The sequence below is a fragment of the Cellulomonas cellasea genome, from assembly GCF_030372105.1.
GTDB lineage: Bacteria > Actinomycetota > Actinomycetes > Actinomycetales > Cellulomonadaceae > Cellulomonas_A > Cellulomonas_A cellasea_A.
Window position 1 is genome coordinate 185,085 of sequence record NZ_JAUDBQ010000002.1, and the last position, 26,295, is coordinate 211,379.

Genomic DNA, 26,295 nt, shown 5'->3' on the forward strand with positions numbered 1-26,295 from the left:
GGGCCCCTTCACGGGAGTCGGTGGATGGTGCGGGCGCAGGCGACGGCGTCAGTCGTCCTCGTCGAGGTGCTCATGCGTGTCCGCGGCCCCTCGCTTCCAGTAGCCCGTGATCGACGAGTGGTCCTTGGTCAGCCCCAGGTCGTGGCGCACCCAGCGCCGCAGCGGCTTGATGGAGCCCGACTCCCCCGCGAGCCAGGCGAAGACGCTCGCGCCTGCGGGGATCGCCACGGCGCGCGTGGCGTCCTCGAGGAGCGTCGTCGCGGCCCCGCCGTTGTGCAGCCACGTGACGGACACACCCGGCGGGGCGTCGAGCGGCTGCTCGGACGCCGGCCCGGGCGCCTCGATCAGCACGGCCCCCCTGCGGTCTCGCGGGCTCTCCTCGAGCCACCGGGCCACAGCGGGCAGCGCCGTCTCGTCGGCGGCGAGCACGTAGAAGTCGTAGTCGTCGCTGACCCGGTAGCCGCCGGGGGGCCCCGCCACGTGCACCGTGCCGCCCGGCTGGACGTCCCGCGCCCAGTCGGAGGCGAGGCCGCGGGCGTGCACGACGAAGTCGATGTCGATCTCCCGCGCGTCGGGCCGGTGGGCGCGCACCGTGTACTCGCGGCCCGTGGGGAGGGGACGCGGCCACACGAGGTCGTCGCCGTCCGGCTGGGGCAGGCGCAGCTCACCCGTGTCGGGGTCGGGGAAGAGGAGCTTGACGTGCTCGTCGAAGACGCCGCTCTCGAAGCCCTCGGCGCCGGGCCCGCCGAGCGTCAACCGGATCATGGTGTCCGTCAGGCGGGTGCGCCGCACCACCTCGACCTCGCGGATGCGCACCGGGAAGTCGACGTACGCGACGGGCTCCGGCGTGCGGCTCCCGGGCGTGACGGCCTCCTGGGCGGCGGCCACGCCGTCCATCGCCTCGCGCAGCGACCGGGGGCGCAGGTCGGTCCAGGTCCGCTCGACGAAGTCGAGGGAGTCCGCGCGCGTCGACTCCCCCAAGGCGACCGACCAGCCGGAGGGGACCTCCGCGAAGCTCGGCCACAGGGAGAACTGCTCCTCGTCGTTGACCAGGACGAGGAACGCCCCGTCCTCGTCGTCGAAGGGGTTGGTGCTCATCGGTGTCCTTCCATCTGTGGTGTCGGCGCCGCCCCGTCGAGGGCGGACGCGATGAGGGCGAGGGTGGGACCGCCGACGAGGTCGGCGTACCCGATCTGCCCGCCCTGCTCGGCGACGCGGGCGATGAGGTCCATCACGCGCACCGAGTCGAGCCCGTAGTCGCGCAGGTCCTCCTCGGGACCGGCGTCGGCGACGTCCTCGGGCACGATCTGGGCCACGAGCCCGCGGGCACGGGCGAGGGCGGGGTCAGACGGCGGCATGGCGTTCTTCCTCCAGGGGTGAGTGCAGGGCTGAGTGCAGGGCTGGGCGCTGGGGTGGGCGTGGGGCTGGGTGGCGCTCGGCTCGGCCTGCGCCGGTGAGCAGGTCGGCGATCTCGCCGGCGCGGACGGCGACTGTGGACAGCAGCGGGGAGGTCATCCCGTGCAGGTGGTCGCTCTGGCCGACGAGGATGAGGCTCGCCGCGCCGGGGGCCGTCAACTCTGCCCGGTGGTCGCGCCGGATGACCGGCCTGCCGGAGGCGTCCCGCCGCACGAGGTCGGCGTCGTCCCCGAGCAGCACGGACATGTCGAGCGCGTCGTACCCCGTGCCGAGCACCACCGCGTCGGCGTCGAGCACGGCCTCCCGGCCGTCCAGGTCGGAGCGCGCCACGACGCGGATGCCATGCGGCCCCTCGACCAGGGCTGCCACCCGGCTGGCCCGGTGCAGCACGAGCCGCTCACGGCCCAGCCACCGGTCCCGGTAGACCCGGTCGAAGAACTCCTGGATCACCTCGGCGCTCGCGACGCCGTTGTTCGCGTTGCGGTGCAGCCGGTCCAGGCGCGCCCGCACATCCTCTTCCGCGGCATACAGCAGGTCGACCGTCTCGGGGTCGAAGATGCCGTTCACGAGCGGCCCCTGGTAGGACGGCCCGACGCCGAACTGCGAGGACACGAGGTGCACGGCGGCGCCCGGGAACCTGTCGGAGAGGTCCAGCGCGACCTCCATGGCGCTCTGGCCGGTGCCGACGACGACGAGCCGCCGCGGCGCGCGCAGCTCCCCGACGCGATGCAAGTGGTCGGAGCTGTGCCAGCAGCGGGGCCCCGGCTCGACGCCGGCGGGCAGGCGCGGCTGCAGCCCGGCCGCGACCACCACCGCCCCCGCCCGCACGGAGCCGACGCCGTCGGATGACGCCACGACGACGTCGAACTCGTCGACCCGGCCGTCGGCGCCCCGCACCGGGTTGATCCGCTCGACGCGCGAGCCGTAGCGCGCCACGTCGTCGAAGGACGCGGCGGCCCAGCGCAGGTAGGCGGCGAACTCGATGCGCAGCGGCTCCATCGAGCCCCGGTTGGTGAAGTCCGCGAGCCGGCCCTGCTCATGCAGGAAGGAGGTGAACGAGAAGCGCGAGGTCGGGTTGCGGAAGGTGACGAGGTCTTTGAGGAACGAGATCTGCATGCTCGCGTCCTCGAGCAGCATGCCCGGATGCCAGCTCGGCGCCGGCTGCGCCTCGAAGAAGACCGCGTCGGGCGCATCCGTCTGCTCCCGCAGGGCGATCGCCAGGGCCAGGTTGGCCGGGCCGAAGCCGACGCCGACGACGTCGGCCCGGGCGGGCAGCGGGCGCCCGGTCATGCCCGCCCCCGCGATGTGGAGGGCGCCGAGGCGAGGCGCCGCCTGTCGACCTTGCCGACGCCCGTCGCCGGGAGCGCCTCGACGAACGCGAACACGTCAGGCGTCTTGTAGGTGGCCAGCCCGTGCGCCGCGAGGAAGCGCCGCAGCTCGACCGCGCGCGGCGGGGCCGCCCCGTCGCGGAGCACGACGTGGGCGCGGACGCGCTCGCCGAGCACCTCGTCGGGCGCGCCCGTCACGGACACGTCATGCACGTCGGGGTGCGCGAGCAGCGCGTTCTCGACCTCCTCCGGCGCGATCTTCTCGCCGCCGCGGTTGATCTGGTCCTTCGAGCGGCCCACCACGGTGAGGTAGCCGTCCTCGCGCTCCACGACGAGGTCGCCGGTGCGGTAGAACCCGTCGGGGGTGAACGCCCGGGCGTTGTGCTCGGGCGCCCGGAAGTAGCCGCGGATCGTGTACGGGCCCCGGGTCAGCAGGGCGCCGGCGGTCCCCCGCGGCACCGGGCGGTCCCGCTCGTCCACGACGAGGACGTCGTCGTCCGGGCTGATCCGCAGGCCCTGGGTCGACAGGACCGTCTCCCGGTCGTCGTCGAGCCGCGTGTAGTTGACCAGCCCCTCCGCCATGCCGAACACCTGCTGCAGGCGGCAGCCGAAGGCGGGCTCGATCCGCTCCGCGACGCTGCGGCTGAGCTTGGCGCCGCCGACCTGGACGACCTCGAGGCTGGTGAGGTCGGCGGTGGCGGCCTGGGCCGAGTTCAGCCAGGCGATGACCAGGGGCGGCACGGTCGGCACGATGGTGACGCGGTGGCGCTCCACCAGCCCGAGGGCTCCCGCCGGGCTCGGGTCCTGCGTCAGGACGAGCGTGCCGCGCGCGTGCACCACGCCCAGGACGCCCGGCGAGGACATCGTGAAGTTGTGCGCGATGGGCATCGCCGCGAGCAGGCGGCTGTGGCGGCCCAGGCCGCAGATGCGGGCGCTCTCGCGCACCGAGTACAGGTAGTCGTCATGCGTGCGCGCGATGAGCTTCGGAGTGCCGGTGGTGCCGCCGGAGAGCTGCAGGAGCGCGACGTCGGCCGGGGAGACGGGGACGGTCGGCGCCTCCGGGAGCGGGCGGACGACCTCCACGATCCCGGCGCCACGTCGCCCGCCGGCGGAGGCGGCGTGGTCGGCGTCCACGTCGTCCACCAACAGGACGCCGTGCACGCTCGGCACGCACCCCTGGACCTCGCGGGCGAGGGCCCCGTGGTCGAAGCCCGCGATCACGCTGCGCGTGACGATCAGCACCGCGTCGGCGGTCTGGGCGATGTGCCGCAGGTCGCTGCGCCGGTGCGCGGGGAGGGTGAGGACGGGAACCGCCCCGAGCCGGGCCAGCGCGAAGACGACCAGCACGAACTCGGCGACGTTGGGCAGCTGCACCAGGACGCGCTCGCCCCGGGCCACGCCGTGGCGGCCTGCGAGCAGCGTCGCGGCGCGCCCGGCCAGCTCGTCGAGCTCGCGGTAGGAGAGCGCGCGCTCGCCGTCGATGACCGCGACCTGCTGCGGCTCCTGCGCGGCCGCCTCGCGCAGCAGGCCGTCGAGGGTGGCTCCCGTCCAGTGCCCCGCGGCCCGGTAGTGGGCCGCGACCTCGGGTGGATAGGGCACGACCCCGTCGATCGGCAGCGGCGCGACCGCGTCGGCCAGACCGGTGGGGATCGGGCGCCCCGCGCCGCCGTCGCCGCTCACGCGCCCACCAGCCACGCCGGGCTGAGCTCGGTGACGTCCGCGAGCGCGTCGAGGGCGGTGCGGAGCTTGGCCGCCGTCTCGGCGTGCTCGGCCGCCGGGTCGGAGCCGGCGAGGATGCCCGCGCCCGCGTGCACCCGCGCGCTGGCGCCGGTGACTGTCGCGCAGCGCAGCGCCAGAGCCCACTCGCCGTCGCCGGAGGAGTCCATCCAGCCGACCAGGCCGGCGTAGGCGCCGCGCTCCTCGGGTTCGAGGGCGCGCACCAGCGACGCCGCCTCGTGGGCGGGGACGCCGCACACCGCGGCCGTGGGATGCACCGCATACGCCACATCCAGCGCGGTGACGCCGGGCCGCAGCCGCCCGGAGACCCGGGTCCCGAGGTGCCACAGCCGGCCCGCCTCCACGATGGCCGGCGTGGCGGGGATGTGGAGGTCGGTGACCAGCGGCGCGACGTCGCTGGCGAGCCCCGCGACGAGGATCGCGTGCTCCTCGTGGTCCTTGCCGGACGTCAGCAGTGCCTCGCGGGCCGCGCGGTCCTCCGCGGGGTCGGCCCGGCGCGCCGCGGTCCCGGCGAGCGGGTGCGAGCGCACGGCCAGGCCCTCGACGTCGGCGACCAGCTCGGGTGACGCGCCGACGATCACGGAGCCGTCGGCGAGCGGGATGTGGAACCCGTACGCCGTGGGAGTGCGGGCCGCGAACGCGGCGAGGAGCGCCTCGGTGTCGATCGGGGCGGCGGCCCGCACGTCGAAGGCCCGCGCGAGCACGACTTTGCGGATCGTGCCGGCCTCGATCGCGTCGAGCGCCTGCTCGACGGCCGCCCGGTACGCGGGGTCGTCCGCGGGGGCGGGGGCAGCCCCCCGCGCCGGGCGCCCGGTGGGCCCGTCCGGCCACGGCTCCCGCGACACCCGCTCGGGCACGACGAGCCGCGCGGGCGTGCCGGGGTCGAAGGGGATGGACCCCATCACCAGGCGCGGGGCGCCGTCGGCCTGCTCGAGCTCGCGGAGCAGCGCCAGCGCCGCGGCGGCGGCGGCGGGCCCGCAGGCCAAGTCGGGGGCGAGCACGGCCCGGCGGCCGGAGCCGCGCAGGCGCCGTCGGCCGAGGAAGACGTGGTCGTCGCGCGAGGGTGTCGTCATGTGCGTCCTTCTGAGCGTGGGAGTGGCGCCTGTCCTGTCGATGCGGCCGGCTCGATCCGGTCGGCCGCCTCAGCGGAGCGAGGCCCCGCCGTCGACGTAGAGCTCCTGCATCGTGATGTGGCGTGCGGCGTCTGAGGCGAGGAAGGCCACGGCCTCGGCGACGTCCTCGGGCTCGGCGACCCGGAGCAGGGGGATGCCCGGTTTGAACAGGGCGGAGTCCCCGGCGATCGCGCGCTCGGCGGCTTCGTCCACGCTGTCGCCCAGCCGCGTGAGCATCGTGGTGCGGGTGGTTCCCGGCGCGACCACGTTGCAGCGGATGCCCCTGCCCGCCAGCTCGAGCCCGAACGACTTCATGTAGGCGGTGACGGCGGCCTTCGAGGCGGCGTACGCGGCCATCCCCGCGCGGGGCACGCCCGCGGCGTTCGAGGAGACGGTGACGATGGCGCCGCTCCCCCGGGTCGTCATGCGGGCGGCCACGGCCCGCGACATGCGCGCGACGCCGACGGTGTTGACCGCCAACAGCGCCTCGAGGTCGCTGAGGCCCGTGTCGAGCACGTCTCCGGCGCGCAGCACCCCCGCCGCGTTGACCAGGACGCCGATGGGTCCGTCCGTCGACTCGACGGCCTCCACCAGCGCGTCCACGGACTCGGCGTCGGTGACGTCCACCCGCCGCCGGGCCCCGGCCAGGTCGGCCCCGACTGCCGTCCAGCCCGCGCGTCCGAGCCGCTCGAGCGCCGCCGCGCCGATGCCGCCAGCGGCCCCGACCACGAGGGCGACCCCGCCGCTCACCGGACGGCCTCCCGCGCCACGTGCGAGAGCTCGGCGTGCGAGAGCTCGGCGATCACGTCGTCGGCGGCCAACACCCGTGCGCACCGGCTCGCGGCGTAGCGCAGCGCCGCCAGGTGGTCCTCGCGGGAGAAGTCGGCCACGGCGTCGGCCACCAGGAACGGCTGGACGTCGTTCATGAACGCGTCAGCGGCCGTCAGCAGGCACCCGATGTGCGCGTACACCCCCGTGACCACGAGCTGGTCCCGGCCGCTCTCGGCGAGCAGCTCGCGCAGGGGCGTGCGGATGAACGCGTTGTAGCGCCACTTGGTGAGGATGACGTCGCCGGGCTGCGGGCTCAGCCCGGCGACGATGCGGGCCCCCGCCTCGTCCTGCAGGCCGGCGCCCCAGAAGTCGGTCAGCAGGCCCCGGTCGGCGGGCGCCTGCCCGGGAGGCTGCGCCGTGTACACGACCGGCACGCCCTGCTCGCGCGCGTGGCCCAGCACGCGCGCGATGGTGGACACCACCTCGGCGATCGTCTGGTCGGGCTCCGCGTACGCGTCGATGAAGTGGCGCTGCATGTCGTGCACGAGGACCACGGCCCGGCGCGGGTCGAGCGGCCAGGCCACGCGCCCGCCCGCGTACTCGTCGGGGGTGGGCAGCCGGTAGGAGGCGATCCGGGGCAGGCCCATGTCAGCTCCCGGTGATCGCGTCGGCGAGCACCGGCACGAGCCGCTCCAGGACCCAGCCCTCGCTGAGCGGCGTCGGGTAGGCCAGCGGCGAGGCGACGAGGTCGTCGATGACGGCGTAGTGGCTGCCTGCCACCGCGGGGACCTGCTGGAACAGCGCGTCGCCCTCGAGCGCGGACTGGCTCAGCAGCCCCTCGTCGCCGAACGGGTACCCGACGAGGAGCACGTCGGCGTCGAGCAGGTCGAGGTTCTCGCGGCTGACGGCGGCATTCGACTCGCTGAACTGCGACGCCGTCTCGGGGAGGGTGAGGCCGAGCCGGGTGAAGAAGGTGACGTCGCTGCCCTCGTAGGAGATGTAGGTGACCTGCTCGGGGTGGATCACGGCGTAGGTGAACGACGTGCCGGCGAACTCCGGGTGCTCGGCCGCCGCCGCGTCGAACTGCTGCGCGACGCCGTCGATGACCGACTGCGCGGTGTCGGGCACGCCCAGCGCCGCGCCCGCCTCCTCGGTGCGGTCGGCCCAGGTCATCGAGCTGAGCCCGTCCTCGCCCTGGTACGAGACCACCGGGGCGATCTTCGACAGGTGGGCGTAGTCCTCGTCGAGCGTCCAGCCGCTCGTCGCGAGGATGACGTCCGGATCGGCCGCCGCGATGGCCTCGTAGTCGACTCCGTCGGTGGAGTCGTAGGTGGCGAGCTCCGCCCCGCCGAGCGCGTCGAGCGCGTCCGCGGCCCACGGCTCCACCTCGGAGTCGCCGTACTGCGGGCTGATGACGGGGACCACGCCGAGCGCCAGGGCGATGTCCAGGTCGACCGACGAGACGACGGCGACCCGCTCGGGCCGCTCCTCGAGCACCGTCTCGCCGAAGGGGCTCGTGAGCGTCAGCGGGTAGCCGCCGTCGGAGCCGGCCGCCTCCGCGGACTCCTGCTCGGCGGGCGCGCAGCCGGCGATGGCCGCCGCGGCCAGGGACACGACCGCTGCGGCGACGAGCACGCGACGGGCACGGGACATGGGTGACTCCTCAGGTGGAAGGGATGGCGATAGGGGTGATGCGTCTCGCCGGGCTCACATGTCGTGCCGGCCGCGGGCCAGCACTAGCGGGGCGGCGGTGTCCGGGTCGTGGATCACCCGCGCCCGGACGCCGAACACGTCGGCGACGAGCTCGGCGGTGACGACGTCGGCGGGAGGCCCGGCGGCCACGATCTGGCCGTCCTTCATCGCCACGATCGTGTCCGCGTAGCGCACGGCCTGGTTCAGGTCGTGCATCACCACGACGATGGTGGTCCCGGCCGTGTTCAGGTCGACCAGCAGGTCCAGCACCTCCACCTGGTGGGCGATGTCGAGGTAGCTGGTCGGCTCGTCCAGGAGCAGCAGCGGCGTCTCCTGCGCGAGCGCCAGGGCGATCCACGCCCGCTGCCGTTGCCCGCCGGAGAGGGTGTCGACGGCCCGCGCGGCGAGGTCGGCGACCCCGGTGCGCAGCAGGGCGCCCGCCACGACGCGGTCGTCGTCCGCGGTGCGCGCGCCGAAGCGCCGGTGGGGGTGCCGTCCACGGCGCACGAGCTCCGCGACGGTGATGCCCTCCGGCGCGACGGGGGCCTGCGGGAGCACCCCGAGCCGCCGGGCCACCTCCCGGGTGGGCAGGGAGTGGATGTCGGCGCCGTCGAGCAGCACCGATCCGCCGGTGGCGGGGAGCAGCCGTGCGAGCGTGCTGAGCAGCGTGGACTTGCCACAGCCGTTCGGGCCGATCAGCGCGGTGATCTTGCCCTCGGCGACCGCGAGGTCGAGGCCGTCGAGGACGACGTGGTCGCCATAGTCGGCGGTGAGCCGCTGCGCGACGAGCCCGGCGGCTGGGGCGGGCGGTCGGGCGGCCGGCGCCGAGGGCGACGCCGCCCGGAGGAGCGCGGTCATGCGTCGGCCTTCCGGTGGATGAGCAGGAGCATGAGGAGGGGGGCGCCGATCAGCCCGGTCAGCACCCCGGTGGGCACGGGGCTCACGTACGGCGCCGTCTGGGCCGCGACGTCCGCCAGCACGAGCACTGCCGCGCCGATGAGCGCCGCCGGGAAGGGGCCGGAGCGTGTCAGCAGGCGGGCGGCGATGGGCCCGGAGACGAGGGCGATGAAGGCGATGGGCCCGGCGACGCTCGTCGCGATGGCGGCGAGCGTCGCGCCGAGCAGGAGGGCGCCGACGCGCACCGCCTGCACGTGGGCGCCGAGGGCCGCGGCGAGCGGGTCGCCGAGCCGGAGCGCCTCGAGGTCGGGGCCGATCAGCCGCACGGCTGCCGTCGCGGCGCCCAGCACGACCGCCAGCACCACGACCTCGTTCCACTGCGCTCCCGCGAGCGAGCCGATCATCCAGCGCATCGCGCGCGTGGACGTGGTGGAGTCGGCGAAGGTCAGCAGGTAGCTGGTGATCGCGGAGCAGCAGGCCCCCACCCCGATGCCGATCAGCACCAGCCGGTACGTCGAGGCCCCGCCCCGCCTGCTCAGCCCGAAGATGACGCCTGCCGCCGCCACCGCGCCGAGCACGGCCCCGGCCTGCACGGCGAGGCCGCTCACCCCCGCGCCGACCAGCACGGCGACGGCCCCGGCGCTCGCGCCCGCGGAGACGCCGATGATGTCCGGCGTGGCCAGGACGTTGGAGACGAGCCGTTGGTACACGACGCCGGAGAGGCCGAACAGCGCGCCCACCAGCAGCGCGGTGAGCGCCCGCGGCAGGCGCGTCTCGAAGATGACGAAGTCGGCGAGCCCGGAGCCTTGGCCGACGAGGGCGCCGGGAACCTCGGCGAGCCTGATGTCAGCCGTCCCGCCGACGAGGACCTCGGCGCAGAACCCGAGGAGGACGACCACTGCCACACCGGCGAGCCGCACGGCGTTCCGCCGTCGCACGCTGCGCCGCTCGGCCCGCAGCCCGGCGACCAGGTGGGCGACAGCGTCCTCGGCGTCGCGGCCGGCGGCGCTGGCCTGGACCGCCGCCCTCATGCCTCCACCAGCCTGCGGGTGCGGGCGAGCGCCACGAAGAAGGGCGTGCCGACGACGGCCGTCATGATGCCGACGGCGATCTCCCCGTTGCCGGGGGCGAGCCGCCCGATCACGTCGGCGGCAAGCAGCACCGTCGCGCCGGCCACCATGCTGAACGGCAGCAGCAGCCGCTGGTCCCCGCCGACGACGAGCCTCGCCAGGTGTGCCCCGACGAGCCCGATGAAGCCGATGGGCCCGGCCGCGGAGACCGCCGCGGCGCAGAGCAGCACGGCGACGAGCGCCGTCGCGAGCTGGGCGCGACGCACGCGCACGCCGAGGCCGGCTGCGACGGACTCCCCGAGGGTGAGCGCGTTGAGCGTCGGCCCGCACAGCAGCGCGAGCACGAGGCCGGCGATCGCGAAGGGCCACAGCTCGCCGATGGTGTCGCCGCGCCCCGCGAGCTGGCCGATCGACCAGAAGCGGTACCGGGAGAACGCGGACTCGTCACGGATGATCAGCAGGTTGATGACCGCGCCGAGCATCGCCGCGCTGGCGGCCCCGGCGATCACGAGGCTCACGGCCGTCGAGGCGGCGCGAGTGAGGCGGGAGATCCCGTGGACCACGACGGCTGTCGCCACGGCGCCGGCGAACGCGAGCCAGAAGGTCGCCACCACGCCGGTCAGGCCGAAGGCGACGATGCCCGCGACGACGGCGCACGCGGCGCCGAGCTCGACGCCGAGGATGCCGCCGTCGACGAGCGGGTTGCGCGTGAGGGCCTGCATGATCGCCCCGGACCCGCCGAGGCAGAGCCCGACGAGGAGGCCGAGGACGGTGCGCGGGACGCGCTCGGTCGCGATGACTGTCGCGTCGTAGCCCTCGGGCGCCACGCCGGCCAACGTGTCCGCCACCGCGCGCGCCACGGCGCTGGGCGGGATCACGCGGGCGCCCAGGGCGAGTGAGAGCAGGGCGACGAATCCGAGGAGGAGGACCAGGGCGACGAGGCCCGCGACTCGGCGGCGCATGGTCGTCGAGACGGCGCCGAGGACGGCTCGGGGATCGTCCGTGCCGAGTGCGACTGGCGCCGCCGATCCGCCCAAGGGCAGCACATTCGTGGACAATCCACCCCCGCGCACAGTGCTCCGTCCCGGCGCGGATCGAGCGACGCACCCCTGCAGTCTCGACTTAGGCTTACCTCAATTAGGCAAGGCTCACCTTAGGCATCGATGTGCGACGCAGGCAAGGGTTCGTCCAGAAATGCGCAGTTGGCCCAGGCGGGGCAGGGCCGCGGGCCGGGTTCGGGGTCGGGGTCGCGGGCCGGGCTCAGCCGAGCGCGAGCTCCGGCCAGTCCGCCAGGTCGGCGCGCATGCGCCGGTCATGCGTCGCGACGACCACGGCCGCCGACGTGCCGCGCAGGGCCTCGGTCAGCTCATCCACCAACCCGATCGACAGGTGGTTCGTCGGCTCGTCGAGGATGAGCACATGGGGCGCCGCGAGCAGCGCGCACGCCAGGTCGAAGCGGCGCCGCTGGCCCACCGACAACTCGCTGAGGGGACGCTCCAGGTCCTCCTCGCTGAGCAGGCCCAGCGCGGCCACCGGCACGAGCTGCTCCGGGTCGAGCGCGCCGGCCGCGAGCAGGTCGAGAGCACGGCGGGCGTACGCCTCGAACCCGCTCCCCCGCGGCCCATGCGGCCCCTCGACCCCGCCGGGAACTTCGCCGGCCCACGCGAGCGTGCCCGGCTGGCCCTCCTGCCCGAGCACCCCCAACCGGGCGCCTGGTGCGAGCGACCGCGTGCCGCGGTCCAGCGTGATCGTCCCGGCCAGCGCGGCCAGGAGCGTCGACTTCCCGGAGCCGTTGGGCCCGGTCACCAGCAGCCGGCCGCACGGCGGCAAGTCCACCCGCACGCCCGGCAGGTCGAGCCGCGCCCGCCCGAAGTCCCCTGCGACCCGGGGCGCCCGCACCTCGAGCAGCGGCCCGCCGCCGTAGTCGCGCGGCAGCGAGGGCAGGTCCGGGAACGCGAGCTCCACGGGCGGCGTCGGCACCTCGACGGCCTGGGCCTCCAGGCGCTGCACCAGTCGGTCGGCGGCCTTGACGTGGATCCGCGCCCGCGTGGCGCGGCGGTTCTTCTGCGACCCCTTCAACGGGCGCCACTCGTCCGAGAGCCCCTCATACGAGGCGTCGAGGCGCTCAGCGAGCTGTTCGGCCCGTTTGCGCTCGGCCCGGTAGCGGGCGCGCCAGCGGCGCAGCGCCTGATCCTTGGCGAACCGGTACGCCGCATACGACGTCGCCCCGTACAGCACCGGCCGCCCGTCCATCGACGGGTCGAGGTCGAGGATCGCGGTCATCACGTCGTCGAGCAGGCGCCGGTCATGCGTGACGATGACCACGACGCCCGGCCACTGCTGGAGCTGCGCGGTGAGGTAGTCGATGCCGCTGGCGTCGAGGTGGTTGGTCGGCTCGTCGAGCAGCAGGATGTCGGCCCGCTCGGCGATGCGGCAGGCGAGCCGCACCCGGTACCGCTCACCGACGCTGAGCCGGTCCAGCGGGCGGTCCACGTCGCGGGGCGCGCCGAAGCGGCTGAGCGCCTCGTCGACCCGGCGATCGGCGTCCCAGGCGGCCAGGTGCTCCACCCGGGCGATGGCGTCCGCGAGGGCCGCCAAGTCGCCGTGCTCGTGGTCGAAGCCCTCGATCTCGGCCTGCAGGCGCTCCGCTGCCGCGCGCGAGCGGCCCAGCGCCTCGGCCACGAGCGTCCCCACGGTGGCGCCCGGCGGGAACTCCAACTCCTGATCCACCACCGAGAGGGACCCGGCCCGCCGCACCTCGCCACTGGAGGGGGGCAGGTCGCCTGCGAGCACGCGCAGCAGCGTCGTCTTGCCGGCGCCGTTCTCCCCCACCACGCCGATGCGCTGCCCCGCCGAGGCGACCACGTCCACCTTGTCCAGCACGGCGCGTCCCGGGTAGCCGACGCTCACCGCGTCGGCGACCAGGTGCACCGGGCTGGCCGCGGAGGTCATCGTCCGAGGGCGCTGACGATCACCGGGACGAGGGCACGGAACGCCTGCCCGCGGTGGCTGATGGCGTTCTTCTCCTGCGGGGTGAGCTCGGCACAGGAGCGCGTGCCGCCCTCGGGGACCAGGATCGGGTCGTAGCCGAACCCGCCGTCGCCGCGCGGCGCCGTGGCCAGCGTCCCCACCAGGTGGCCCATCTCGACGTGCTCGAACCCGTCGGGCGTCACCAGCGCCGCGGCGCAGGTGAAGCGGGCGCCGCGGTGCTCGGCGGCGATGTCGGAGAGCTGGGCGAGCAGCAGGTCGAGGTTCGCGCGGTCGTCGCCGTGCCGTCCGGCCCACCGCGCCGAGAAGATGCCGGGGGCGCCGCCGAGCACGTCGACGGACAGCCCGGAGTCGTCGGCGACGGCCGGCAGGCCGGTGAACGCCGCGAGCGCCCGGGCCTTGATCAGCGCGTTCTCCGCGAAGGTCACGCCGTCCTCGACGGGCTCGGGAGCGCCGACGTCACGGGCTCCCACCACTGTCGCCGGGTCGAGCCCGGGCAGCGCCGGGGCCAGGATGGCCCGCAGCTCGCCGATCTTGTGCGCGTTGTGCGTGGCCAGGACGAGGCGGGGCGCGGCGCTCATGCGCGGGCGCCGAGGATGGGCGCGGCGGACGGGGCGCCGGCGGCCAGCGCGGCGGCCTGCAGCGCGCTCAGCTCGCTGGTCCCCGCGAGCGCCAGGTCCAGCAGCGCGTCGAGCTCGGCGCGGTCGAACGGCGCCTGCTCCGCGGTGCCCTGCACCTCGACGAACTTGCCGGAGCCGGTCACCACCACGTTCATGTCCGTCTCGGCGCGGACGTCCTCGACGTACGGCAGGTCGAGCACGGGCACGCCGTCCACGATCCCCACGCTCACGGCGGACACCGAGTCGCGCAGCACCGTCTTCTTGCGGCTGATGGCGCCGCGCTCCACACCCCAGGCGACGGCGTCGGCCAGCGCCACGTAGGCGCCGGTGATGGACGCCGTGCGGGTGCCGCCGTCGGCCTGCAGCACGTCGCAGTCCAGCACGATCGTGTTCTCGCCCAGCGCTGAGACGTCGATGATCGCGCGCAGGGACCGGCCGATCAGCCGGGAGATCTCATGGGTGCGGCCGCCCACCTTGCCGCGCACCGACTCGCGGTCGGAGCGGGTGCTGGTGGCGCGCGGCAGCATCGCGTACTCGGCGGTCACCCAGCCCTGGCCCGAGCCCTTGCGCCAGCGCGGCACGCCCTCGGTGAACGAGGCGACGCACAGCACCTTGGTGCCGCCGAACTCGACGAGCACGCTGCCCTCGCCGCTGTCGAGGTAGCGGCGGGTGAGCGTGACCGGCCGGAGCTGGTCGGCGCGACGGCCGTCCACCCGCACCGCGGGCTCGGCGGGGGTCGTCGGGTGGGGGCTCGAGGTGGCAGAAGTCATGGCGACGAGCCTAACCGCGCGAGCGGGGGACGCCGACGAGGCTCAGAGCGTGTAGACCGCGCCGGGCCGGGCCAGGTCGATCGGCCCGTCGTACTCCCCCTGCGCCTCGGCGAGCGTCGTCTGCGGGTCGTTCCACGCGACCAGGTGCGTGAGCACGAGCCGGCCCGCCTTGCCCGCCTCCGCCGCGGCGCCCGCGCGGCGCCCGGTGAGGTGCACGCCGCGGAGCGCGTCGTCGCGCCCCTCGATGTACGCGGCCTCGGCCAGCAGCAGGTCGACGCCCTCGGCGAGGGTGGTGAGCCCGGCGCACTCGTCGGTGTCGCCGGTGTACGCCAGGGTGACGGTGCCCGCCGGGTCGACGTCGGACGGGCCGCTGACGCGCATCCCGAACGCCGGCAGCGGGTGCAGCACGGCCACCGGCTCGATGGTCAGCGGGCCGACCGTCACCGGGACGCCCTCCTGCCACGGCTCGAAGTCGAACTGGCCGGTGACCTCCGTCGCCGGGTCCTTGCCGGCGATCTGCGCGAGCCGCTCGAGCGTGCCCGGCGGGCCGTGCAGCCGCACCGGCGCGCATGCCCCCTCGGGCCGGTACCGCCGCAGCACGTTGAACACCACAAGGTCGGCCACGTGGTCGGCGTGCAGGTGGGAGATCCCCACCAAGTCCAGCGCGGTGGGGTCGGTGTGCGCCTGCAGGGGCCCCAGGGCGCCGCTGCCCAGGTCGAGCAGCACCGTCCAGGTCCGGCCGTCGGCGTCCTCCGCCTGCACCAGGTACGCCGACGCGGCGGAGTCCGCGCTGGGGAACGATCCCGCGCAACCGACGACGACGAGCCTCACCGGAGCGCCCCTCGCGGCTCCACGGCGAGGACCTCGGGGCCGAGGAACCGGCGGGCGAGGGTGTGGAAGGACTCGGGGTCGCCGGTGGCGAGGAACCGGTGCTCGGCCGGCCCGGCGCCGGGCGAGCGCTCGAGGTCATGCGCGACGAGCGTGCGGTAGACGTCCTTCGCGGTCTCCTCGGCGGAGGACACGAGCGTCACCTCGTCGCCCATCACGTAGGAGATGACGCCCGTCAGCAGCGGGTAGTGCGTGCAGCCCAGCACCAGGGTGTCCACGCCCGCGGCCTTCACCGGCGCCAGGTACTCGTCGGCGACGGCCAGCAGCTCGGGGCCCGAGGTGATCCCCGCCTCGACGAACTCCACGAACCGGGGGCACGCCTGGGTGATGAGCTCCACACCGGGGGCCACCGCGAACGCGTCGTCGTAGGCGCGCGACTGCACCGTCGAGCTGGTCGCGATGACGCCGATGCGCCCGGTGCGGGTGGCGGCCACGGCGCGCCGGGCGGCGGGCAGGATCACCTCGACGACGGGCAGGCCGCGGCGCTGGGTGTACCGCTCGCGGGCGTCGCGCAGCATCGCCGAGGAGGCGGTGTTGCAGGCGATGACCAGCATCTTCACCCCGGCGTCGACGAGGTCGTCCATGACCTCGAGCGCATGGGCGCGCACCGCCGCGAGCGGCTTGGTGCCGTAGGGGGTGTTGAGGGTGTCGCCGATGTACAGGGTCGACTCGTGCGGGAGCTGGTCGAGGATGGCCCGCGCGACGGTCAGCCCGCCGACGCCGGAGTCGAAGATCCCGATAGGTGCGTCGTTCACGGGCGCGAGCCTAGTCATCCTCGCTGCCTGCTCTGGCCGTCCCGTCCAGCGCGGCCCAGGTCGTCGAGCAGCGCCGCCATGAGCGTCTCCTGCAACCAGCTCAGGGAGATGTAGACGGCGCCCAGGTACCTGCGGACCTCGGCCTGCGGGTCGTCCTCATCCTCCGCGGGGTCGACGTCGAGCTCCACGTACAGCGACTCGGCGTCCTCGTCCTCGTGCAGTTCGAGCCGGTCGGCCAGGACCAGCCGCAGGTCGGTGAGCGTCGCGGCGACCGCGCCGCCGCGCTCGAGCGGCACCACCACGGCGTCTGCGGGCCAGCCGTCGCCGGGGCCGGAGGTGAGCGCGTCCCACAGCCAGGTCAGGCGTTCCACCTTGACGCGGCGCAGGTCGTCCTCGGTGAGCCGGCGGAACTCGGCGGCGACCTCCTCGTCGTCCACCGACGCGTCGGGCAGCAGCCGCCGCACGGCGTCGTCCTCGGGCGGCTCGATCTCCTGGGTCCGCAGCGACATGCCGATCATCCCCGCGGCGGGGTCCGTCGCGGGCTCGTCCGGGTCGCGCTCCTCGAGGCGCCCGGCGCCCAGCAGGTCGGCGACGTCCGCGATGACGGCGGCGAAGACGCCCCGCTCGGTGGCGTCGAGCTCGGCGACCAGTGCGCCCCGCTCGCGGCGGAACGCGCGCATCACTCGCCTCCCCGCTGGAGGGTGGCCCAGAGCCCGAAGGAGTGCATGGCCTGCACATCGACCTCCATCTGCTCGCGGTTGCCCGTGGAGACCGCCGATCGGCCCTCCTCATGGACCTGCCGCATGAGCTTCTCGGCCTTCTCCCGGGGGTAGCCGAAGTAGCTCTGGAAGACATAGGTGACGTAGCTCATGAGGTTCACGGGGTCGTTCCACACGATGGTGACCCACGCGTCCCCGAGCCGCTGGCCCGCCTGGGACTCAGCGGTCTCCTCGGGTGCGATCTGGACTGACACCCGCCCACTGTAGGTGCGCCCGCGGAGGAAGTCGTCCTACGTTGAGCGCATGAGCACTCCGGAGGCCACGGCGCCTGGGTCCGCCCCCGCCCTGTCCAGAATCCCCCGTCCGAGCACTGCGCTGCTCACCGACAAGTACGAGCTGACGATGCTCGAGGCCGCCCTCGGCAATGGCACGGCCAACCGGCGCTGCGTGTTCGAGGTGTTCACCCGCCGCTTGCCCGCCGGGCGCCGGTACGGAGTGCTCGCGGGCACGGGCAGGCTGCTGGAGTCGCTGGAGGACTTCCGGTTCGGCCCCGCGGAGCTCGACTGGCTGGCCGCCGAGGGCGTGGTGGACGACACGACGCTGGACTTCCTCGCCGGCTACCGGTTCACGGGCTCCATCACGGGCTACGCGGAGGGCGAGGCCTTCTTCCCGCAGTCCCCCGTGCTGGTGGTCGAGGGCACGTTCGCGGAGGCGGTGCTGCTGGAGACCCTCGCGCTGTCGATCCTCAACCACGACTCCGCCGTCGCGTCCGCGGCCTCGCGGATGACCAGCGCGGCCGTCAACCGGCCCTGCCTGGAGATGGGCTCGCGCCGCGCCCACGAGCAGGCGGCTGTGGCGGCGGCGCGGGCTGCCGCGGTGGCCGGGTTCGCGGGGACGTCGAACCTGGAGGCTGGGCGCCGGTACGGCATCCCGACCATCGGCACCGCCGCGCACGCGTTCACGCTGCTGCACGACGACGAGGAGGCGGCGTTCGCCGCGCAGGTCGCCGCCGCGGGCCCTGGGACGACGCTGCTGGTGGACACCTATGACGTCCGCGCCGGGGTGGAGCGCGCGGTGGCCGCCGCCGGCACGGGGCTCGGCGCGGTGCGGCTCGACTCGGGCGACTTGGGGGTGCTGGCGCAGGAGGTGCGCGCGCAGCTCGACGACCTGGGGGCCCGGGGCACGCGCATCGTGGTGACGTCCGACCTGGACGAGTACGCGATCGCGGCGCTGGCCGCCGCGCCCGTCGACTCCTATGGCGTGGGGACGTCAGTGGTGACCGGCTCGGGGGCGCCGACGTGCGGGATGGTCTACAAGCTCGTGGCCCGCGAGGGGCGCAGCGGGGAGATGGAGCCGGTGGCGAAGACGTCGCGGGCCAAGGCCGGCACGGGGGGCCGCAAGGCCGCTGCCCGTCGGCTGGGCCCCGATGGCCGGGCCGTGGAGGAGGTGCTGGTGACCGGCACGGATGCCGAGGTCTGCGCGTGGGTGTCGCAGGAGGACTCGTTGCGGGCCCTGCAGGCGCCGCTGGTGGTCGACGGCGTCGTCGACCCCGCGTGGACCGGCAAGGAGGGACTGCTGCGGGCGACAGAAAGGCACCGGGCCTCCCGTGACGAGTTGCCTCGGGGGGCCCGGCGCCTGTCCGCGGACGAGGCCGCGGTTCCGACGGTGACGCTGCACCTGGGCGGCTGAGACGAGCAGGGGGCTGCGCTCAGCGCCTCAGGGGCAGCGCCCCGCTAGATCCGTGCGCCGCGACCACGCCCCACGAGCCCGAGGATCAGGCTGACGACGAGGACGATGACGCCGATCCAGATGAGGAACTGCCCGATGTTCGTGGCGACGCCCAGGATGACCAGGACGGCGCCGACGATGATGAGGAGGAGCCAGGACGGCATAATGCACACCCTTTCGCTGTTCTCGGTTCCGACCCCCGGGGGATCCGGGGTCGGTGGCACGTCCAGAAGACTGGCATCGGGACGGGCCCTCGGCATCCGGAGAACAAGAGTTGCGAATCGGGCGACTTTTGCTAAGTGGGCACGTGTCCAGGGCGCTGACCTGCGGAAACGCAAGTCAACACCCTGTCCACGATGTGAGACACTTCGGGGCTCCCGACGGGGCGGACGACCTCAGCGCTTGCCGACGAACCAGGCCCGCAGCAGCTCGATGCGCGCCGTGAGCTGGTCCGGGTCCGCGAGCGCGACCTCTGGGCCGCCGCACCGGCGCCGCAGCTCGGTGTGCACCGTGCCATGCGGCTGCCCGCTGCGACGGGCCCACGCCCCCACGAGCTGGGCCAGCTCCTTGCGCAGCTCGGCCTGGCGGCGGTGGTCCATCTCCGCGAGCTGATCGGCCTGCTCCTGCGCCGACCTGCTCCTGCGCCGGCCGCTCTGCTGCTCGGCCTGGCGCTGCTTGAGCAGCGTGGTCACCTGGTCCGCGTCGAGCAGCCCCGGCAGGCCCAGGAAGTCCAGCTCCTCCTCCGAGCCGACATCAGCCCCCGTGCCGAACTCGCCGCCGTCGAAGAGCACGCGGTCGAAGGACGCCTGGGCCTCGAGCGCCTCGAAGGATCCCTGCTTGCCGTCCGGGCCCACCGCGTCCGGGCCGTTGCGCTCGGAGTTCGCCTCGGCGAGCAGCGCGTCCTCGGGCGAGAACACGTCGCCCTGCTCCTCCGCGGTGAGCGGGCGGTCCAGCGCGTGGTCCCGCTCCTCCTCGAGCGTGTTCGCCAGCGCCAGGAGCTGCGGGACGCTCGGCAGGAACACCGAGGCCGTCTCCCCCCGTCGCCGGGCGCGCACGAACCGGCCGACGGCCTGCGCGAAGAACAGCGGCGTCGAGGTGCTGGTGGCGTAGACGCCGACGGCGAGCCGCGGCACGTCCACCCCCTCGGACACCATCCGGACCGCCACGAGCCAGCGGGAGTCCGACGCGGAGAACTCGTCGATCCGGTCGCTCGCGCCGTCGTCGTCCGAGAGCACCACGGTGGGCGACTTGCCGGTGATCCGGGCCAGGTGGCCCGCATAGGCCCGCGCGTCGTTCTGGTCGGTGGCGATGACCATCGCCCCGGCGTCGGGCACCGAGCGCCGCACCTCGCTGAGGCGGCGGTCGGCCGCGGCGAGCACCGACGGGATCCACTCGCCGTTCGGGTCCAGGGCCGTGCGCCACGCCTGCGCGGTGAGGTCCTTGGTGAGCGGCTCCCCCAGTCGCGCGCTGACCTCGTCGCCCGCCTTGGTGCGCCAGCGCATCGAGCCGCTGTAGGAGAGGAAGATCACGGGCCGCACGACGTGGTCGCGCAGCGCGTCGCCGTACCCGTAGGAGTAGTCGGAGACGCTGCGGCGGATGCCGTCCCTGCCGCGCTCGTAGGTGACGAACGGGATCGCCGCGGTGTCAGAGCGGAACGGCGTGCCCGTCAGGCCCAGGCGCCGGGTGGCGCCCTCGAACGCCTCGCGCACCGCGTCACCCCAGGACAGCGCGTCGCCGCCGTGGTGTATCTCGTCGAGGATGACGAGCGTCGGCGCCGCTGACGTGCGCGCCGCGTGCAGCGCGGGCTTCGACGCGACCTGCGCGTACGTCACCGCGACGCCGTCGAAGCCGTGGCCGTGCCGGCCCTGCGCGTTGGTGAAGTTCGGGTCGATCTTGATGCCGACGCGGGCCGCGGCGTCAGCCCACTGCCGCTTGAGGTGCTCGGTGGGCGCCACGACGGTGACCCGCCGCACCACGCCGGCCTCGAGCAGCTCGGTGGCGATGCGCAGCGCGAACGTCGTCTTGCCGGCGCCCGGGGTGGCCACCGCCAGGAAGTCGCGCGGGTTGCGGACGCGGTACAGCTCGAGCGCCTCAGCCTGCCAGGCACGCAACTTCCCCGCCGTGCCCCACGGGGCACGGGCAGGGAAGGCCGGCGGCAGATTCGAGGCTGCCGACGACGACGCGTGACTGCTGGCGGAGGACGCTGGCTGGCGGAGCGCGCTCACTTCCCGCCGGAGGAGTCGCCCGACCCCTTGCCGCGCCCGAACCCGCCCCAGCGCCTACCCCCGCCGGAACCGCCGGAGTCCCCGGAGCCGCCGTCCTGCGGCTCGCGCAGGCCCTCGTAGATCTCCTTGCACTGCGGGCACACGGGGAACTTGTTCGGGTCGCGACCCGGCACCCACACCTTGCCGCACAGCGCGATCACAGGGCTGCCGCTGATCGCGGAGTCGAGGATCTTCTCCTTGCGCACATAGTGCGCGAAACGCTCGTGGTCGCCGGGCTCGACCTGCTCGGTCGTCTCCGTGCGCTCGAGGACGCTGGTGGAGGTGCCCGCGCCCGGGTCCGAGCTGAACGGGTCGTCCGGTTCGACAGGGAAAGGCTGGGGCTCACTCATGCCACCGAGTCTACGGCGGCCCACCCACGAGGTGGCCCGCGTCCACGGACGTGGCGTCGCCGAGTTCCGTCACAGTCCCTGCCATGACGGCTTCTCGGCGAAGGCCTCCCGGTAGTAGGGCGCGAGCTGGAGCCTGCTGGCGGCGCCCTCGTCCACCAGCACCGTGACGTGCGGGTGGTGCTGCAGCACCGTCGCCGGCCACAGCACGCTCACCGGCCCCTCCACGAGCTGGTGCACGGCCTCCGACTTGGCCCGGCCGAGCGCGACCAGCACCAGGTGGCGGGCCTGCATGATCGTGCCCAGGCCCTGCGTCAGGCAGTGCCGCGGCACCGCGTCGACGTCGCCGTCGAAGAACCGCGCGTTGTCGGCGCGGGTCCCCGCCGTGAGGGTCTTGAGCCGGGTCCGCGAGGCCAGCGACGAGCCCGGCTCGTTGAACGCCACGTGCCCGTCGGCCCCGATCCCCAGGAGCTGCACATCCACCCCGCCCGCGGCCACGATCGCCATCTCGTACGCGGTGCACGCCGCCGGGATGTCCTCGGCGTGGCTGTCCAGGCCGTGCACGTCGCCGGGGGTGAAGTCGACGCGGGAGACGAGTTCCTGCTCGATGACGTTGCGGTAGCTGCGGGGGTCGTCCTCCTCCAGGCCGATGTACTCGTCGAGCATGAACGCCTCGACGCCCGCGAAGGACAGCCCCTCCTCGTGGTGCCGCCGCACCAGCTCGTCGTACACCGCGAGAGGGCTGGACCCCGTCGCCAGGCCGAGCACCGCCCGCGAGCCGATCGCGGCCCGCGCGCGCACCCGCTCCTCGATCACGTCTGCGGCGAGTCGCGCGATCTCCGCGCCGTCACCGATCACCACCTCCATGAGGCCTCCCCTCGTCCCACCAGTGCAGCACCCACGGCTCCGACTGGCACACCTATCGGCGCCAAGAGCACCCTGTCCTCGAGCTTCATCGACGCCAGGAATGGCGACGCCTCTGCCTCTCGCGCGAGAGAGCCTGCCACGGCGTCGAGCAGTGGCGCGCCCAGCTCGCTCACGCCGCCGCCGATCACGATGCGCTCGACGTCGCAGGTGAGGACCAGCAGGCGCACCGCCGACCCCACCGCCCACGCGAACTCGTCGCGCAGCGCGACGGCCCGGAGGTCCCCCTCGGCGGCCGCCTCGAAGAGCGCGGCGGCGGGCGGGCAGTCGCTGCTCGGCCACACCGCGGCGATCGCGCTGCCCGAGGCGTAGCGCTCCAGGCAGCCGCGTTGCCCGCACTCGCAGGGCCGCCCGCCGGGGACGAGCGTCACATGCCCGATCTCCCCCGCCGAGCGCGCGGCGCCACGCCGCAGCGTCCCGTCGAGCAGCAGCCCCGCGGCCACCCCGGTGCCGAGCGCCAGGAACGCGAGGTCCCGCACCGGCTCGGGCGCCAGATGCGCGGCGCCGAGCACCGCGGCGTTCAGGTCGTTCTCCAACAGCACGGGCACGCCGCCGAGCGCGTCGCCGAGCAGCTCGGCGAGTGGGAGGCGTTCGGCGATGCCCAGGTTGACGGCGTGCTCCACGGCGCCGGCCACCGGGTCCACCAGGCCCGGCACCCCGGCGCCCACACCCCGCAGCGCGCGCGGGTCGACGCCCGCCCACCCCGTGAGGTCCAGCACTGCCGCCTGGGCCGCCGCGACGACCCCCCGGGCGCCAGCGGTGGTGGGCAGGCGCACCCGGCGCCGCACGGCGCCGTCGTCGTCGAGCAGGACGCCCATCACCTTGGTGCCGCCGATGTCCAGGCCCACGGTCCAGCCCGGCCCACCGCTGGCCGCCGTCGTCGTCGTGCCGACCGCCAGGTCAAGCGGGTTCTCGCTCACGTCAGCCCTTCACCGCCCCCGACACCAGCCCGGAGGTCATCCGGCGCTGCACCAGCATGAAGAACACGATCACCGGCAGCGCGAGGAGCGTGGACGCGGCCATCACCTGGCCCCAGTCGACCTCGCGGCTCACGCTCGCCTGCACGAACCCGCGCAGCCACACCGGCAGGGTCTTGGCGGACTCCGCCGGCAGCACCACCAGCGCGAGGGTGAACTCGTTCCAGGCCTGCAGGAACGCGTACACCCCCGAGGCGATCAGGCCGGGGGCGAGCAACGGCAGCGTGATCCGCATGAACGCCTGCCAGCGGCTCAGGCCGTCGACCATCGCGGCCTCCTCGAGCTCGACGGGTACCCCGGCGACGAAGCCGCGCAGCATCCAGATCGTGAACGGGACCACCGCAGCGGCGTACAGCACCGAGATGCCGATCACCGAGTTGAGCAGCTGCGCCGAGCCCAGCAGCTTGTATTGCGCGATGAACAGCCCCTCGGCGGGCAGCATCTGCACGACGAGGACGGTCAGGACGAAACTGCGACGGCCGGTGAACCGGTAGCGGCTCACCGCGAGCGCCGCGAGGAACGCCAGCACGATCGCGACGGCCACGGTGAGGGTGGTGATCGCCAGGCTCATCCGCAGCGCGGGCAGGAACGTGCCGCCGTCGAGCACCGCGGCGAAGTTGTCGAGCGACGGCCGGGTCGGCCAGAACATCGGGGCGCCCGACGTCAGGCGCACGTTCGGCAGCAGCGAGGAGATGAGCATCCAGTAGACGGGGAACGCCCACAGGGCGGCGATGACGAGCGCGATGACGCTCAGCAGCACCCGCATGAGGGTCCGGGGCGCGGGTCCGCCGCGCCGGGGGGCCACGCGGCGCGGCGCTGTGGCCGGCGGGGCCTGGGGGGCCGTCTGAGTGGCGGCTCCGGGGAGGGCGGTCATGGCTGCTCCTCTCGCAGCAGGGTCCGCACGTACGGCCAGCTCAGCGTGACCGTCAGCGCCAGCACGAACATGGACACCGCTGACGCGGCGCCGAAGTCCCCGGAGCCGACGCCCACCTGGTAGATGTACGTGCCGAGCAGGTTGGTCTCGCTGGGCACTCCCCCGGCGTCCTGCAGCAGCTTGATCTGCGCGAAGACCCGCAGGTCCCAGATGAGCTGCAGCAGCAGGACGAGGGCCAGCACGGGGCGGACCATCGGCAGGATGATCCCGGTGAACCGCTGGCGCGAGTTCGCCCCGTCGATCTGCGCCGCCTCGAGCACCTCGTCCGGCACCTGGGTGAGCCCGGCGTACACCGAGAACGCCACGAAGGGCACCGACATCCACACGATCACGACGGTGGCGACGAACAAGAACGACAGCGGCTGCTCGAGCCAGGAGTGCCCCACGAAGTCGAAGCCGAGCTGGGTCAGCAGGTGGTTGATGACGCCGCGCTGGTAGTCGAACAGCCAGCGCCACACCGTCATGGCCGCCACCACGGGCATCGCCCAGGCGAGCAGCAGCGACACCTGGAGCACCAGGGCGACGGGGCGCGGCACGGCCTTCATCAGCAGGGCCAGAAGAACCCCGATGGCCATCGTCAGCAACGCGTTGACCAGGCAGAAGGCCAGCGAGCGGAGCACGACGCCCCACAGCTCGGGGTCGGTGACCAGGCGGGCGTAGTTGCCCAGCCCCACGAACTCGGCGCTCGCGCCGAACTGCTGCGCCAGGCCGAAGCGCTGCATCGACGTGACGATCTGCCAGCCCACGGGGTAGGCCAGCGCGGCGAGCAGCAGGAGGACCGCGGGGGCGAGCAGGATGAAGGGCGCGCGCGGCTTGCGGCGCTTGCGGAGGGCGTCAGCCCGTGGAGGGGTGTCGAGGGTGCGGGACATGGTCATCTCCTTCGTCCGCGCAGGCCGCCCCGGGCCGGACGGCGCTTGCAGGCGCCGTCCGGCCCGGAGCGACGCCGGTCAGCCGGCCGCGCCGTTGAGGATGGGCGTGGCGGCGGCGTCGAACGCCTTCGCGGTGGCAGTGACGTCAGCCCCGCTGGCGATCTGCCCGAAGAACTCCTCGAGCTTCTTGCTGTTCTCCAGCGCCGCCCAGCCGGGCGCCGCCGGGGTGAGCTTCGCGCCGAGCGCGGACTCGATCAGCGCGGTGGCGAACTGGTCGTCCCCGAGGGAGCCGACGTGGTCCGAGTTGCCCGGGCCCAGGCCGTTCTCACCGAGCATCTGCTGGTACTTGTCCGAGAAGATGATCCGCATCAGGCTCTTCGCCAGCTCCGGGTTCTGCGACTTCGCGGAGATCCCGATGTTGGAGCCGCCGGCGAACACCGGCGCCGGGCCGGTCCCGTCGACGTTGGGGAGCGTGAAGACGCCGAACCGCTCGTCGTTCCACTCCCGGACCTCCTTGCCGTCCTTGGTGACCAGGTCGCCGACGGACCAGTGCGCCCAGCCCGGCGCCATGACCGTCGCCGCGTCGAGCGAGTAGGACGTCGTGGTGCCGTCCGCGGCCTCGACGGCGTCGGAGTCGTTGAGGTGGTTGTAGGTGTTGTCGTCCTTCGCGTCACGCGGCGCCTTCGACGCGCTGGTCCAGATCTCCTGGAGCTGCTCGAGGCCCTTGATCGACTTCGGGTCGGACATCGTGGACGTCCACTGGCCGTCCTTCTGGACCGCGAGCTCGCCGCCGTTGGCGAAGATCCAGGAGATGCCGTTGCGCCAGTCCTGGCCGCCGATCCAGAAGCCCGAGAGGTTCGGGATGCCGTTGGGCTGCGCGGACGCGATGGTGGCGACCGTCTCGTTGAACTCGGCGAGGGTCTTGGGAACCTCGACGCCCGCCGCGGCCCAGAGGTCCTTGCGGTAGAAGACGTACCGCGAGCCGAAGTAGTACGGGAGCGTGAAGTTGGCGCCGTCGACGACCCCCGCCTCCACGAAGCCGGGCAGGAGCTTGTCGCCGCCGAGCTCCTCGTACATGTCGCTGATGTCCAGGAACGCGCCCACGTTGGTGAACGTGGAGGACTGCGAGTTGCCGAGCTCGACGACGTCGGGGGTGTTCGCCGCGTCGGGCAGGGCCGTGGTGAGCTTGGTGATCAGGTCGCCCCAGTCCTGCTGCTCGATGACGAGCTTCGATCCGGGGTTCTCGGCCTCGAACGTCGTCGTGAGGTACTCGCGCAGCTCGTCGGGCGTGTCGCCGCCCGCCAGCCACAGGGTGATCGAGTTATCGCTCGTGCTCTCGCCGGCGGGCTCGCCGGTGGGCCCGTCGCCGCTTCCGCAGGCCGCGAGTGCGAGTGCTGCCGCCACTCCGACGGCCGCCGTCCGTAGGATCTTCACGTTGGTGTTCCTCCCAGGTGCGAGGCGATCGCCGTCTGGCGTCGCCGAGGGTGGT

Annotated in this window: 27 protein-coding genes; 1 reads left to right on the forward strand and 26 read right to left on the reverse strand. The window is 74.0% G+C overall.

What is annotated here, in order from left to right:
- Nucleotides 1-48: 48 nt before the first annotated feature.
- The 18 genes from QUV83_RS02730 to clpS all read right to left on the reverse strand — a co-directional run bounded on the left by QUV83_RS02730 (nucleotide 49) and on the right by clpS (nucleotide 17,017).
- On the reverse strand, nucleotides 49-1,098 hold the full coding sequence (locus QUV83_RS02730; protein ID WP_289562407.1) for an SIP domain-containing protein: 1,050 nt from the start codon (nucleotides 1,096-1,098) through the stop codon (nucleotides 49-51).
- Nucleotides 1,095-1,358, reverse strand: coding sequence for a phosphopantetheine-binding protein (locus QUV83_RS02735; protein ID WP_289562409.1), 264 nt, complete (start codon nucleotides 1,356-1,358; stop codon nucleotides 1,095-1,097). Before QUV83_RS02735 ends, QUV83_RS02730 begins: the two co-directional genes overlap by 4 nt.
- Nucleotides 1,345-2,706, reverse strand: a complete 1,362-nt coding sequence (locus tag QUV83_RS02740; RefSeq protein ID WP_289562411.1) for a lysine N(6)-hydroxylase/L-ornithine N(5)-oxygenase family protein — start codon at nucleotides 2,704-2,706, stop codon at nucleotides 1,345-1,347. Before QUV83_RS02740 ends, QUV83_RS02735 begins: the two co-directional genes overlap by 14 nt.
- A complete protein-coding gene (locus tag QUV83_RS02745) occupies nucleotides 2,703-4,424 on the reverse strand; it encodes a (2,3-dihydroxybenzoyl)adenylate synthase (protein ID WP_289562413.1) in 1,722 nt (573 codons plus the stop codon). Before QUV83_RS02745 ends, QUV83_RS02740 begins: the two co-directional genes overlap by 4 nt.
- The gene (locus QUV83_RS02750; RefSeq protein ID WP_289562415.1) at nucleotides 4,421-5,554 is read right to left on the reverse strand and encodes an isochorismate synthase; all 1,134 of its coding nucleotides are present in this window, start codon (nucleotides 5,552-5,554) and stop codon (nucleotides 4,421-4,423) included. Before QUV83_RS02750 ends, QUV83_RS02745 begins: the two co-directional genes overlap by 4 nt.
- 69 nt (nucleotides 5,555-5,623) lie before the next feature.
- A complete protein-coding gene (locus tag QUV83_RS02755; protein ID WP_289562417.1) occupies nucleotides 5,624-6,343 on the reverse strand; it encodes an SDR family oxidoreductase in 720 nt (239 codons plus the stop codon).
- Nucleotides 6,340-7,011: an isochorismatase family protein gene (locus QUV83_RS02760; protein ID WP_289562418.1), complete on the reverse strand. Its 672-nt coding sequence runs from the start codon at nucleotides 7,009-7,011 to the stop codon at nucleotides 6,340-6,342. The genes QUV83_RS02755 and QUV83_RS02760 overlap by 4 nt, the downstream gene beginning before the upstream one ends.
- Before the next feature lies 1 nt (nucleotide 7,012).
- Nucleotides 7,013-8,017 (reverse strand): ABC transporter substrate-binding protein, encoded by a 1,005-nt coding sequence (locus tag QUV83_RS02765; protein WP_289562419.1) that lies wholly within the window; start codon nucleotides 8,015-8,017, stop codon nucleotides 7,013-7,015.
- A 54-nt stretch (nucleotides 8,018-8,071) separates the two neighbouring features.
- A complete protein-coding gene (locus QUV83_RS02770; RefSeq protein ID WP_289562420.1) occupies nucleotides 8,072-8,914 on the reverse strand; it encodes an ABC transporter ATP-binding protein in 843 nt (280 codons plus the stop codon).
- Nucleotides 8,911-9,984, reverse strand: a complete 1,074-nt coding sequence (locus QUV83_RS02775) for a FecCD family ABC transporter permease (RefSeq protein WP_289562422.1) — start codon at nucleotides 9,982-9,984, stop codon at nucleotides 8,911-8,913. Before QUV83_RS02775 ends, QUV83_RS02770 begins: the two co-directional genes overlap by 4 nt.
- Nucleotides 9,981-11,096 (reverse strand): FecCD family ABC transporter permease, encoded by a 1,116-nt coding sequence (locus QUV83_RS02780; protein WP_289562429.1) that lies wholly within the window; start codon nucleotides 11,094-11,096, stop codon nucleotides 9,981-9,983. The genes QUV83_RS02775 and QUV83_RS02780 overlap by 4 nt, the downstream gene beginning before the upstream one ends.
- A gap of 187 nt (nucleotides 11,097-11,283) precedes the next feature.
- Nucleotides 11,284-12,975 carry an ABC-F family ATP-binding cassette domain-containing protein gene (locus tag QUV83_RS02785; protein WP_289562430.1) on the reverse strand — a complete coding sequence of 564 codons (1,692 nt, stop codon included), beginning with the start codon at nucleotides 12,973-12,975 and terminating at the stop codon, nucleotides 11,284-11,286.
- Entirely contained in the window at nucleotides 12,972-13,592 is a 621-nt protein-coding gene (rdgB, locus tag QUV83_RS02790) for an RdgB/HAM1 family non-canonical purine NTP pyrophosphatase (protein WP_289562432.1), read from the reverse strand. Before rdgB ends, QUV83_RS02785 begins: the two co-directional genes overlap by 4 nt.
- Nucleotides 13,589-14,401, reverse strand: coding sequence for a ribonuclease PH (gene rph, locus QUV83_RS02795; protein WP_289562434.1), 813 nt, complete (start codon nucleotides 14,399-14,401; stop codon nucleotides 13,589-13,591). The genes rdgB and rph overlap by 4 nt, the downstream gene beginning before the upstream one ends.
- A 42-nt stretch (nucleotides 14,402-14,443) precedes the next feature.
- Entirely contained in the window at nucleotides 14,444-15,232 is a 789-nt protein-coding gene (locus QUV83_RS02800) for an MBL fold metallo-hydrolase (protein ID WP_289562436.1), read from the reverse strand.
- Nucleotides 15,229-16,044, reverse strand: a complete 816-nt coding sequence (gene murI, locus QUV83_RS02805; protein ID WP_289562438.1) for a glutamate racemase — start codon at nucleotides 16,042-16,044, stop codon at nucleotides 15,229-15,231. Before murI ends, QUV83_RS02800 begins: the two co-directional genes overlap by 4 nt.
- 14 nt (nucleotides 16,045-16,058) lie before the next feature.
- Complete coding sequence (locus QUV83_RS02810) at nucleotides 16,059-16,724, reverse strand: DUF2017 domain-containing protein (protein ID WP_289562442.1); 666 nt, start codon at nucleotides 16,722-16,724, stop codon at nucleotides 16,059-16,061.
- Nucleotides 16,724-17,017, reverse strand: a complete 294-nt coding sequence (gene clpS, locus QUV83_RS02815) for an ATP-dependent Clp protease adapter ClpS (RefSeq protein WP_436231867.1) — start codon at nucleotides 17,015-17,017, stop codon at nucleotides 16,724-16,726. Before clpS ends, QUV83_RS02810 begins: the two co-directional genes overlap by 1 nt.
- Nucleotides 17,018-17,165: 148 nt before the next feature.
- Here clpS and QUV83_RS02820 point away from each other — a divergent pair, with 148 nt between their 5' ends.
- The gene (locus QUV83_RS02820; RefSeq protein ID WP_436231874.1) at nucleotides 17,166-18,452 is read left to right on the forward strand and encodes a nicotinate phosphoribosyltransferase; all 1,287 of its coding nucleotides are present in this window, start codon (nucleotides 17,166-17,168) and stop codon (nucleotides 18,450-18,452) included.
- A 44-nt stretch (nucleotides 18,453-18,496) separates the two neighbouring features.
- On the opposite strand, the gene QUV83_RS02825 is transcribed toward QUV83_RS02820, so the two are convergent.
- The 8 genes from QUV83_RS02825 to QUV83_RS02860 all read right to left on the reverse strand — a co-directional run bounded on the left by QUV83_RS02825 (nucleotide 18,497) and on the right by QUV83_RS02860 (nucleotide 26,240).
- Nucleotides 18,497-18,655, reverse strand: coding sequence for a hypothetical protein (locus QUV83_RS02825; RefSeq protein WP_187138353.1), 159 nt, complete (start codon nucleotides 18,653-18,655; stop codon nucleotides 18,497-18,499).
- A 231-nt stretch (nucleotides 18,656-18,886) separates the two neighbouring features.
- Nucleotides 18,887-20,650, reverse strand: coding sequence for a DEAD/DEAH box helicase (locus QUV83_RS02830; RefSeq protein ID WP_436231875.1), 1,764 nt, complete (start codon nucleotides 20,648-20,650; stop codon nucleotides 18,887-18,889).
- Nucleotides 20,651-20,712: 62 nt separating this feature from the next.
- Nucleotides 20,713-21,105: a DUF3039 domain-containing protein gene (locus tag QUV83_RS02835; RefSeq protein WP_289562449.1), complete on the reverse strand. Its 393-nt coding sequence runs from the start codon at nucleotides 21,103-21,105 to the stop codon at nucleotides 20,713-20,715.
- A gap of 69 nt (nucleotides 21,106-21,174) precedes the next feature.
- Nucleotides 21,175-21,969 (reverse strand): glucosamine-6-phosphate deaminase, encoded by a 795-nt coding sequence (nagB, locus tag QUV83_RS02840; protein WP_289562451.1) that lies wholly within the window; start codon nucleotides 21,967-21,969, stop codon nucleotides 21,175-21,177.
- Nucleotides 21,957-22,946: an ROK family protein gene (locus tag QUV83_RS02845; protein WP_289562453.1), complete on the reverse strand. Its 990-nt coding sequence runs from the start codon at nucleotides 22,944-22,946 to the stop codon at nucleotides 21,957-21,959. Before QUV83_RS02845 ends, nagB begins: the two co-directional genes overlap by 13 nt.
- 1 nt (nucleotide 22,947) lies before the next feature.
- Nucleotides 22,948-23,877: a carbohydrate ABC transporter permease gene (locus QUV83_RS02850; protein WP_436231868.1), complete on the reverse strand. Its 930-nt coding sequence runs from the start codon at nucleotides 23,875-23,877 to the stop codon at nucleotides 22,948-22,950.
- Nucleotides 23,874-24,812: a carbohydrate ABC transporter permease gene (locus tag QUV83_RS02855; RefSeq protein ID WP_436231869.1), complete on the reverse strand. Its 939-nt coding sequence runs from the start codon at nucleotides 24,810-24,812 to the stop codon at nucleotides 23,874-23,876. Before QUV83_RS02855 ends, QUV83_RS02850 begins: the two co-directional genes overlap by 4 nt.
- Nucleotides 24,813-24,884: 72 nt before the next feature.
- Entirely contained in the window at nucleotides 24,885-26,240 is a 1,356-nt protein-coding gene (locus QUV83_RS02860; protein WP_289562457.1) for an extracellular solute-binding protein, read from the reverse strand.
- Nucleotides 26,241-26,295 lie beyond the last annotated feature (55 nt).

Coding starts and splice junctions, on each gene's coding strand:
- QUV83_RS02760 (WP_289562418.1), bottom strand. CDS start 7,011: ATGGGCCTGCCCCGGATCGCCTCCTACCGGCTGCCCACCCCCGACGAG.
- QUV83_RS02835 (WP_289562449.1), bottom strand. CDS start 21,105: ATGAGTGAGCCCCAGCCTTTCCCTGTCGAACCGGACGACCCGTTCAGC.
- QUV83_RS02850 (WP_436231868.1), bottom strand. CDS start 23,877: ATGACCGCCCTCCCCGGAGCCGCCACTCAGACGGCCCCCCAGGCCCCG.
- QUV83_RS02740 (WP_289562411.1), bottom strand. CDS start 2,706: ATGACCGGGCGCCCGCTGCCCGCCCGGGCCGACGTCGTCGGCGTCGGC.
- QUV83_RS02750 (WP_289562415.1), bottom strand. CDS start 5,554: ATGACGACACCCTCGCGCGACGACCACGTCTTCCTCGGCCGACGGCGC.
- QUV83_RS02810 (WP_289562442.1), bottom strand. CDS start 16,724: ATGCGCGCGTTCCGCCGCGAGCGGGGCGCACTGGTCGCCGAGCTCGAC.
- QUV83_RS02775 (WP_289562422.1), bottom strand. CDS start 9,984: ATGAGGGCGGCGGTCCAGGCCAGCGCCGCCGGCCGCGACGCCGAGGAC.
- rdgB (WP_289562432.1), bottom strand. CDS start 13,592: ATGAGCGCCGCGCCCCGCCTCGTCCTGGCCACGCACAACGCGCACAAG.
- QUV83_RS02785 (WP_289562430.1), bottom strand. CDS start 12,975: ATGACCTCCGCGGCCAGCCCGGTGCACCTGGTCGCCGACGCGGTGAGC.
- QUV83_RS02820 (WP_436231874.1), top strand. CDS start 17,166: ATGCTCGAGGCCGCCCTCGGCAATGGCACGGCCAACCGGCGCTGCGTG.
- QUV83_RS02770 (WP_289562420.1), bottom strand. CDS start 8,914: ATGACCGCGCTCCTCCGGGCGGCGTCGCCCTCGGCGCCGGCCGCCCGA.
- QUV83_RS02735 (WP_289562409.1), bottom strand. CDS start 1,358: ATGCCGCCGTCTGACCCCGCCCTCGCCCGTGCCCGCGGGCTCGTGGCC.
- QUV83_RS02855 (WP_436231869.1), bottom strand. CDS start 24,812: ATGACCATGTCCCGCACCCTCGACACCCCTCCACGGGCTGACGCCCTC.
- QUV83_RS02730 (WP_289562407.1), bottom strand. CDS start 1,098: ATGAGCACCAACCCCTTCGACGACGAGGACGGGGCGTTCCTCGTCCTG.
- nagB (WP_289562451.1), bottom strand. CDS start 21,969: ATGGAGGTGGTGATCGGTGACGGCGCGGAGATCGCGCGACTCGCCGCA.
- rph (WP_289562434.1), bottom strand. CDS start 14,401: ATGACTTCTGCCACCTCGAGCCCCCACCCGACGACCCCCGCCGAGCCC.
- QUV83_RS02825 (WP_187138353.1), bottom strand. CDS start 18,655: ATGCCGTCCTGGCTCCTCCTCATCATCGTCGGCGCCGTCCTGGTCATC.
- QUV83_RS02765 (WP_289562419.1), bottom strand. CDS start 8,017: ATGTCCCGTGCCCGTCGCGTGCTCGTCGCCGCAGCGGTCGTGTCCCTG.